General features: G+C 71.4%; 9 protein-coding genes and 1 tRNA gene. 4 read left to right on the top strand and 6 right to left on the bottom strand.

All coding sequences use genetic code 11. The annotated features are described in order from the left end of the window. The 6 genes from QGG75_13815 to hemC all read right to left on the bottom strand — a co-directional run. Positions 1-295 (bottom strand): hypothetical protein (locus tag QGG75_13815; GenBank protein MDP6068308.1); only part of this gene is annotated, 295 nt, incomplete at its 3' end. Between the two features lie 125 nt (positions 296-420). Beyond that, positions 421-495, bottom strand: a tRNA-Thr gene (locus QGG75_13810). A gap of 29 nt (positions 496-524) precedes the next feature. After that, on the bottom strand, positions 525-1,907 hold the full coding sequence (locus QGG75_13805) for a heme biosynthesis HemY N-terminal domain-containing protein (GenBank protein MDP6068307.1): 1,383 nt from the start codon (positions 1,905-1,907) through the stop codon (positions 525-527). Continuing rightward, positions 1,907-3,070, bottom strand: a complete 1,164-nt coding sequence (locus QGG75_13800; protein MDP6068306.1) for a hypothetical protein — start codon at positions 3,068-3,070, stop codon at positions 1,907-1,909. Before QGG75_13800 ends, QGG75_13805 begins: the two co-directional genes overlap by 1 nt. After that, positions 3,070-3,795, bottom strand: coding sequence for a uroporphyrinogen-III synthase (locus QGG75_13795; GenBank protein MDP6068305.1), 726 nt, complete (start codon positions 3,793-3,795; stop codon positions 3,070-3,072). The genes QGG75_13800 and QGG75_13795 overlap by 1 nt, the downstream gene beginning before the upstream one ends. 7 nt (positions 3,796-3,802) lie before the next feature. After that, a complete protein-coding gene (hemC, locus tag QGG75_13790) occupies positions 3,803-4,729 on the bottom strand; it encodes a hydroxymethylbilane synthase (GenBank protein MDP6068304.1) in 927 nt (308 codons plus the stop codon). A 109-nt stretch (positions 4,730-4,838) separates the two neighbouring features. Between hemC and tsaD the strand changes: the two genes are divergently transcribed. From tsaD to QGG75_13770, 4 genes are all read left to right on the top strand, one after another. Then, positions 4,839-5,906, top strand: a complete 1,068-nt coding sequence (gene tsaD / locus QGG75_13785) for a tRNA (adenosine(37)-N6)-threonylcarbamoyltransferase complex transferase subunit TsaD (protein ID MDP6068303.1) — start codon at positions 4,839-4,841, stop codon at positions 5,904-5,906. 341 nt (positions 5,907-6,247) lie between these two features. Beyond that, positions 6,248-6,550: an antibiotic biosynthesis monooxygenase gene (locus tag QGG75_13780; protein MDP6068302.1), complete on the top strand. Its 303-nt coding sequence runs from the start codon at positions 6,248-6,250 to the stop codon at positions 6,548-6,550. Beyond that, the gene (locus QGG75_13775) at positions 6,547-7,551 is read left to right on the top strand and encodes an NAD(P)H-dependent glycerol-3-phosphate dehydrogenase (protein ID MDP6068301.1); all 1,005 of its coding nucleotides are present in this window, start codon (positions 6,547-6,549) and stop codon (positions 7,549-7,551) included. Before QGG75_13780 ends, QGG75_13775 begins: the two co-directional genes overlap by 4 nt. After that, positions 7,551-7,934, top strand: a complete 384-nt coding sequence (locus tag QGG75_13770; GenBank protein MDP6068300.1) for a Rieske (2Fe-2S) protein — start codon at positions 7,551-7,553, stop codon at positions 7,932-7,934. Before QGG75_13775 ends, QGG75_13770 begins: the two co-directional genes overlap by 1 nt. Positions 7,935-7,939 lie beyond the last annotated feature (5 nt).

Below are 7,939 nucleotides of genomic sequence, written 5' to 3'. Positions count from 1 at the left end.
TGAGGGCGTTCCTGAGTCCATTTTGGAGTCCCAGAGGCCGTTTCTCGTCAACCAACAGGCCAAATCCCCTTATTTTGATCATTGGGGCGTCGCAGCAAGCGACAGCGGCCTCAGCAAGGTCGTTGAAAGGCCTCCTCCCCTCAAGGATCTCGGTCGGCTCGTGCTCTTTACCTATTGCGGCGACGGCGAGCGCCAGCCCCGCGAGGGTCGTTTCCCAGGCGTTGGTGTTTTGCATGATGGTCGCCGCGTTGGTGAGGGTGGGGACATAATAGGGCTCGGCGGTGGGCTCGGCCAAATCAGCCCAGTGGGGAAGCGTCTTTTGTTACCCCCAGCGTTACCCCGAAACGAAATCGGGCCAGCACGGCGGATGCAGTTGCCGATCGATCTATCGCTAATGTATTGTTTTATATCGGAAAACTCTGGTGCCGCAGGGAGGATTTGAACCCCCGACCTACTGATTACGAATCAGTTGCTCTACCCCTGAGCTACTGCGGCCTGTGGCGGGCGGCCAAGCGGGCGCGACGCTACTCCGGCGTCGCGCCGGCGTCAATGTTGTTGGCGGCCGGGGCGATGGTGGCGGCCGGCGGCGGGCCGGCCGGGCTCGCTTCAGCGAGCTCGCGGTGGGCCCCGGGCGGGGCCCAGTGCAGGCTGTCGAAGGCGCCGCAGTGGCCGCAGTTGGGCGTCCATTCGGCCACCGCCCGGCCGCAGCCCCGGCAGCCCCAGGTGGCCTCAGGCGGCGCCGCTTCGGTCTTCAGGAGCCAGTCCCGCACCACCTCGCTTTGGCCGTTCTCGGCTTCCTCGAGGTCGGCCATGAGGCGGCACACCCGGGCCTCGGGCAGGTCGTCGGCGGGGCCCAGCAGGGGCGCCAACTCTTGCCGCGCCTGCTCGAAGTGCCGCGCCGCGACCAGCAAGCCGGCCAGCGCCAGGCGGCACTCGAAGTGTTCGGGCCGGGCCGCTTCCAGGCGGCGGAAACGGCGCAGGCGGCGCGCCGCGTCGTCGCCCGGCCACAGCGCCAGCCAGGTGGCGCAGAGCTCGGGATGGGGGGTTTCCCGCCAGCTCCGTTCAAGGGTCTTGGCGGCCTTGCGGGCGCGGCCGGCAGCCGCCGTCAGGCGGGCCGCCATGAGGGCGGCCGGTACCAGCTCGGGTGCCGCTTGGTGGGCCGCGCCGGCCAGCTTGGCGGCCCGGCCGGCCTGACCGCCGCGTTCCGCTTCCTGCGCCTGGCCCAGCAGCGTCACGGCACGGCGCCGCCGGCCCTGCGCCGGGTCCAGCGTCTGCTGGCGCTGGGCCGCCGCCAGCGTCTTCTCGGCCTCGCCCCACAGCCCGGCCGCGGCCTGCGTGTCCAGCAGCCAGGGCGAGCCGGGCTTGAGGGCATGGGCCCGGCGGGCATACTTGAGCGCGGCCTGGCGGTCGCCCTGGCGCCGGGCCTGGACCAACAGGCCGCGCAAGCCGAGGAACTCCGTCTCGGGGCGTTCCAGCATGGCCTTGAAATGATGTTCCGTGGCCACCTCGTCGCCGCTCAACTGGGCCGACTGGGCCGAGAGCAAGAGCGCCAGCGGCGGCCTGCCGAGCAGCACCTCGGTGCGGCTCGCCAGGCGCCGCGATTCAGCCACGTCGCCGGCCGCCACCGCCACCAGGCCCTCGGCCAGGGCATCGTAGCCCCGCCTCTCGCGGCCCGCCGCCCGGGCCCGGGTGATGCCGGCCGGCGCGCGCCGCAGCCAGAGCCAGAAGCGATAGCCGGCGGCCAAGCCGACGGACAGCAAGGCCAGCGCCACGGCCGCCACGGCGACGGAAGTCTCGAGCCGCCAGCCCTGCCAGTCGATGGCCACGTCGCCGGGATGGTCGGCCAGCCAGGCCGCCAGCAGCGCTCCCAGCCCGAGCAGGATGAAAACGGCGAGGGCGCGGGCCATCAGGGCGACTCGGCGGCCTGCAGCAGATCGGGAAGGCGGGCTTCCAGGGCCGCCAGCGCGCTCTCGACGGCCAGCCTGTCACTGGCCGCCCGGCGCCAGGGTGCGAGAACCTCCGCCGCGCCGCCTTCGAGCACCGCTACCTCGGCCAGCGCCGCCGCCAGGTCGCCCTCCGCCAGGGCGGCTTCGGCCCGGGCCACCCGGGCCTCGACGCCGCTGCCCGCCGCTGGGCCCGTGCGGCGCAGCGAAACCAAGCCCGAGAGGCGCCGCCGGGTGGCAGCCAGCCAGCCCTCGTCTTGGCCGGCGCCGGCCCGCACGGCGGGGCCGGCCAGGGCGGCAAAGCGCCGGGCCAGATCGGGCCGGCTGGCGACGCCGCCGGCGCGCTTTTCCAACTGGCTCAGGGTTTCTTCGAATCCGCTTTCGGCCGCCGGCTCGGGTATCAGTTGGCGCAGCGCTGCCAGTTGGTCGGCGAAGGGCCGATTACCAACGGCATCGCGCAGCCGGCCCAGCGCCAGCGCCACCAGGGCGCCGCTGCCGCCGCCCTGCGAGCGCCGCTGGGCCAGGTCGGCGATCTCCGCCCGGGCGCTCGCCAGGTCGGCGGCCAGGGTATGCAGTTGCTGCTTGAGCGCCGCCGTTTCGCGTCCGCCCCGCAGGGCCTCGTCGCCGCGTCCGGCCGCCGCCGTCTCGAGCTCCCGCAAGCGTTGGCCCAAGGCCGCCAGGGCAGCTGGATCGCCGGAATCCGCTGCCCTTTCGTTTTGCGCGGCCACAGCTTTGATCCGGCTTTCGAGCTTGTCGAGGCGGTTCGTCAAAGCGCCGATGCCCGCCACCTGGGGCCGCAACGTCGCAACTTGCCGGCCCAGGGCGGCACCTTCGGCAACCGCCGCCTGGGCCCGCTCGAGAGTTTCCGCCTGGGCCACCTCGAGCCGGGCCAGGCGCTGGTCGAGCGCCGCGACTTTTTGCTCCAAGGGCGAGGGCTGGGCCTGGCGCTGGCCGGGCAGCCAGTCGGCAAACAATTGGGAAAGCCTGGGCGCGGTGAGCGATACGGCCGCCGACAGCAGCAACGCCGCCACGATGGTGGCCAGCGCCAACCAGATCCCTCCCCGCCCCACCGGCGCCGCCGCCTCGGTCGGGCTGGGCTGTTCGCTGTCTTCGTCGTCTATGGTCATCACGCCGTCCCGGCGTCGATCAATTCCAAGAGCGCCGCCTGTTCGGGCCGCGCCGCCAGCCAAATCCGGCGCCACGTCAGGCCGCCGGCCGCCTCGGCCACGGCCCGGCTGAGGCAATAGGCAGCCAGATCCCCGACCGCCGCCGCCAGGTCCGCAGCTTGGACCAACTTAACAAAGGTGCCGGCGCTGCGGGGAGAGAAAAACACCACGGCATCGAGGCCGCCCCCGGCCAGCGCCTGGCGCGCCGCCGGCGGCAGGGCCTCGGCCTGGCGGGCTTCGTAGAGCAGGGCCCGGCGAAGCTCGAACCCGGCCGTTTCCAGCAGGCCCGCCAGATCGCCGGCCTGGACCGTCGCCGCCGCCTGCAAGAGCGGCCCGGCGGCGGGATCGAGGCGCCGGCGCACCAGCTCGGCGAGATCGCCGACGTCGCCGGCGGCGCTGCTCACGTCCCTGAAACCGAGCTCCCGGGCAGAGCGCGCGCTGGCCTCGCCGACGGCCAGCAGCGGCAGGCCGTGCAGCGCCGTGGCGGCGGATATTCTGGCCGCCAGGGCCCGGACGCCGTTGGCGCTGGTGGCCACGAGCGCCTGAACGCCATCCAGCTCGAGCCTGGCCTCGGGCAGCTGGTGGATCTGCAGCAGTGGTGCCGCCACCACCTCGTGGCCGCGGGCGCGCAGCGCCGCGTCGAGCGCCGCGGCGTCCTCGAGCGGTCGGGTGTTGAGAATTCGCACGCCGGGCTCAGCTTGCGACGAAGAAGTCGGGGCCGGCGCGGCGGCGCAGTTCCTGGCCGGCGTCACGGCCCAGCGCCGTGGCTTGGTTTCCTTTTCCGCGGCGTTCGGTCTCCAGCATCTCGCTGCCGTCGGGCCGCAGCACCAGGGCGCGCAAATGCAGGTCTTCGCCGGCCAACACGGCATGGCCGGCGATGGGCGTGCGGCAGGAGCCGTCCAGCGCCGCCAGCAGGCCTCTCTCGGCCGCCACGCAGGTGGCCGTGGCGGCATCGTTGAGCGGCGCCAGCAGGGCCAGGATGCGGGTGTCGTCGCTGCGGCACTCGATGCCGATGGCACCCTGGGCGACGGCCGGCAGCATGACCTCGGGCTCGATCACGATCTCGCCCCGCCCGGCCAGGCCCAGTCGCTTGAGGCCGGCCAGCGCCAGCAAGGTGGCGTCGACCTCGCCGGCCGCCACCTTTTGCAGCCTGGTCTCGACGTTGCCGCGGAAGTTGACCATTTGCAAATCGGGCCGGCGGTGCAGCAACTGGGCCCGGCGGCGCAGCGAGGCCGAGCCGATGACGGCGCCGGGGGGCAATTCGTCGAGCCCGGCGGCGTTTTGGCTGATCAGCACGTCGCGCGCATCCTCGCGCGGCAAAAGGCAGGGAATGTCGAGGCCAGCGGGCAGCTCGGTGGGCATGTCCTTCATCGAATGCACCGCCAGATCGATGCCGCCCGACAGCAATCCTTGCTCGATTTCCAGGGTAAACAGCCCCTTGCCGCCGATCTCGGCCAGCGGCCGGTCCTGCACCCGGTCGCCGCTGGTGCTGATGACGACGATCTCGATAGCCTGGGCCGGCAGATCGCCATGGGCGGCGGTCAGCCGATGGCGCACTTCGTTGGCCTGGGCCAGGGCCAGCGGGCTGCCGCGGGTGCCGATGCGCAGCCGCGGGCTCACCCTCGGGGTAGGATTCGTGGGGGCGGCGGTCATGGCGCGGGAGGGGGTGGTTGCGAAGGCATGGTCGTGGTGCTAGAGCCTGGGTCCGTGAAGCGCAAGCAATATTGCCATGCCAGGGCCCCAGACCAACAGCCATGACTGCGCCGTCCTCGGTATCGAGACGAGCTGCGACGAAACCGCCGCCGCCGTGGTCACCAGCGGCCGGGAGGTGCTGGCCAACATCGTGCTGTCGCAGCTCGACGATCACCGGCCCTATGGCGGCGTGGTGCCCGAGATCGCCGCCCGGGCCCACGTCGAGCAGCTCGACGGCATCATCGCCCGGGCCATGGCGGAGGCTGGGCTGGACTTTACCGAGCTCGACGCCATAGCCGCCACCGCCGGTCCCGGCCTGGTGGGCGGCGTCATGGTCGGGCTGGTGACGGCCAAGGCCATCGCCGCCGCCGCCCGGCGGCCGCTGATCGCCGTCAACCACCTGGAAGGGCACGCGCTGTCGGCGCGGCTGGTGGCGGAGGTCGAATTTCCCTTCCTCTGCCTGTTGCTTTCGGGCGGCCACTGCCAGCTGCTGGTGGCCCTAGGCGTGGGCCGCTACCGCCGCCTGGGCGGCACCATCGACGACGCCGTGGGCGAGGCTTTCGACAAGACGGCCAAGCTTTTGGGCCTGGGCTATCCCGGCGGCCCGGCGCTCGAACGCGCCGCCGCCGAGGGCCGGGCCTGTTACGACCTGCCGCGGCCCATGCTGGGGCGGGAAAATTGCGATTTCTCGTTTTCCGGCCTCAAGACGGCGGTGCGCCATTTGGTCGAGGGCCTGGGGGCGGGGGCGCCGGACGGGCTTTCGCCCGGCCAGGTGGCGGACGTCGCCGCCTCGTTCCAGGCCGCGGTGAGCGACGTGCTGGCCGATCGCACTGCCCGGGCCATCGAGGTGCTGCTGCGCGAGCACGGTGGTGGAACCCTGGTGGTGGCCGGCGGCGTCGCCGCCAACGCCGCCATCCGCGGCCGGCTGGAGCAAGTGGCGGCCCAACACGGCATCGCCATGGTGGCGCCGCCGCCGGCACTTTGCACCGACAACGGGGCGATGATCGCCTGGGCCGGGGTCGAGCGCCTGGCGCTCGGTCTTTGCGATCCCCTCGACGTGGCCGCCCGGGCGCGCTGGCCCCTCGACGCGGCGGCCGTTTCGTGACTGCCCCGGGCCACCCGCTCCCCCTCCCCATCACCCCCAAGGGATGCACACATTGTGTTGCTGACGTTCCGGCTATGCTTCGTACCAGCCAGGCTGTGGAAAGGTTCCGTAGGTTAACCACAGAGATGGGGTAATCGGCGCTGAGGGTGGCTGCTCTCCTTAACGCTCATTGGGGATGCAACAACCACACCACGTCCAAAAAGCTCGGATAGTAGCCACCCACAGCGCCGATTACCCCATCTCTGTGGTCAATTCCTCATGCTTCAAGTGGCCGGGCGATATTTATTCTGTAGAGGGCCGGCGGCCGGTCAGTTAGTGTCGCCCTGACGAGGCCGGCAAAGATGATCGCAGTTATTTTCGAAGTCACGCTCAAGGAAGGCATGGCGGATCGCTATTTCGATCTGGCAGCCGAGCTACGGCCCGAGCTCGCGGGCGTCGACGGATTTATCTCGGTCGAGCGTTTCGAAAGCCGCGGTACGCCGGGCAAGTTCCTCTCGCTGTCATTCTGGCGCGACGCCGAAGCGCTGGCGGCCTGGCGCGACCATGCCGGCCACCGCCAGGCCCAGGAGCTGGGCAAGGCCGAGCTGTTTGCCGACTTTCGCATTCGCGTGGCACAAGTGGATCGCGACTACGGCCCGCGATGAAAGCTGAGTTGCAGCGCATTGGCGTCGTCGGGGCCGGGGCCTGGGGCACGGCGCTGGCCGCCAACGCCGCCCTGCAGGGCCGGCAGGTGGTGCTCTGGGCCCGCGAGGCGGCGGTGGTCGAGGCCATCAACGAGGGCCAGCGCAACACCATGTTCTTGCCCGACGTGGCCCTCGACCCGGCCATCAAAGCCACTGCCGAACTGGCCCAGGTTTGCGATGCCGACGCCGTGTTGCTGGTGGCGCCGGCGCAATTCCTGCGCCCGCTCTGCCAAGACCTGGCGGCGCGCTGGCAGCCCGGGACGCCAGCGCTGATCTGCGCCAAGGGCATCGAACAGGAGAGCGGCGCGCTGATGAGCGAGGTGGTGGCGGCGGAGCTTGCCGGGGCGCAAATTGCCGTGCTTTCGGGACCCACGTTTGCCGCCGAGGTGGCGCGCGGGCTACCCGCCGCCGTCACCCTGGCCGCCGCCGACGAATCCCTGGGCGCGGCCCTGGTGGCGGCGCTCGGCAGTCCGCACTTCCGGCCCTATCTCTCCTCCGACGTCATCGGCGCCCAGATCGGCGGCGCCGTCAAGAACGTGCTGGCCATCGCCTGCGGCATCGTCAGCGGACGCCGGCTGGGCGACAACGCCCGGGCTGCCCTGATCACCCGAGGCCTGGCCGAGATGATGCGCCTGGCCCTGGCCAAGGGGGCCAGGCGCGAAACCCTGATGGGGCTTTCGGGGCTTGGCGATCTGGTGCTGACCTGCAGCTCCGAGCAATCGCGCAACATGAGCCTGGGCCTCGAGCTGGGCCGCGGCAGCCGCCTGGCCGAGATCCTGGAAGGGCGGCGAACGGTGGCCGAAGGCGTGGCCAGCGCCCCGGCCGTGCTGGCGCTGGCCGCCAGGCTGGGCGTCGAGATGCCCATCAGTGCCGCCGTCGACGCCATCGTGCATCACGGTGCCTCGGTCGACGAGGCCATCAATGGGCTTTTGTCGCGCCCCTTCAAGGGCGAATGGGACTGATGGCGGCAGGGCCCGTGCTGGCGCGGCCCAACGCGCCGGCCGCCGGCACCGAGATCTGCCGCCTCGACGACATCGAAGAGGTGGGCGCCCAGGGTTTCAGTTTCGGTGATGGACCCGAGAGCTTCGATTTTTTCGTGGTGCGCCACGAGGGCGGCATTGAGGGCTATATCAACGACTGCCCCCATACCGGCGGGCCGCTCGACTGGAAGCCCGATCAGTTCCTCAACGCGGGCAAGACGCTGATCCTCTGCGCCACCCACGGCGCCCTCTTTCGCATCGAAGACGGCGCCTGCATCGCCGGCCCCTGCCCCGGCGCCCGCTTGACGCCGGTGCCGCTGGAAGTCCAGGGCGGCGCCATCGTGGTGGGCCCGGAGGGCGCTTGAGCCGC

It is taken from the genome of Alphaproteobacteria bacterium, assembly GCA_030740435.1.
Taxonomy (GTDB): domain Bacteria; phylum Pseudomonadota; class Alphaproteobacteria; order UBA2966; family UBA2966.
Note: the sequence above shows the minus strand (reverse complement) of the source record. Positions and strands in the feature narration are given on the sequence as shown.

Bases quoted from the DNA above. Each gene is read 5' to 3' on its own strand.
- QGG75_13780 (MDP6068302.1), top strand. From the start codon at position 6,248: ATGATCGCAGTTATTTTCGAAGTCACGCTCAAGGAAGGCATGGCGGAT.
- QGG75_13800 (MDP6068306.1), bottom strand. From the start codon at position 3,070: ATGACCATAGACGACGAAGACAGCGAACAGCCCAGCCCGACCGAGGCG.
- tsaD (MDP6068303.1), top strand. From the start codon at position 4,839: ATGCCAGGGCCCCAGACCAACAGCCATGACTGCGCCGTCCTCGGTATC.
- QGG75_13805 (MDP6068307.1), bottom strand. From the start codon at position 1,907: ATGGCCCGCGCCCTCGCCGTTTTCATCCTGCTCGGGCTGGGAGCGCTG.
- QGG75_13770 (MDP6068300.1), top strand. From the start codon at position 7,551: ATGGCGGCAGGGCCCGTGCTGGCGCGGCCCAACGCGCCGGCCGCCGGC.
- QGG75_13775 (MDP6068301.1), top strand. From the start codon at position 6,547: ATGAAAGCTGAGTTGCAGCGCATTGGCGTCGTCGGGGCCGGGGCCTGG.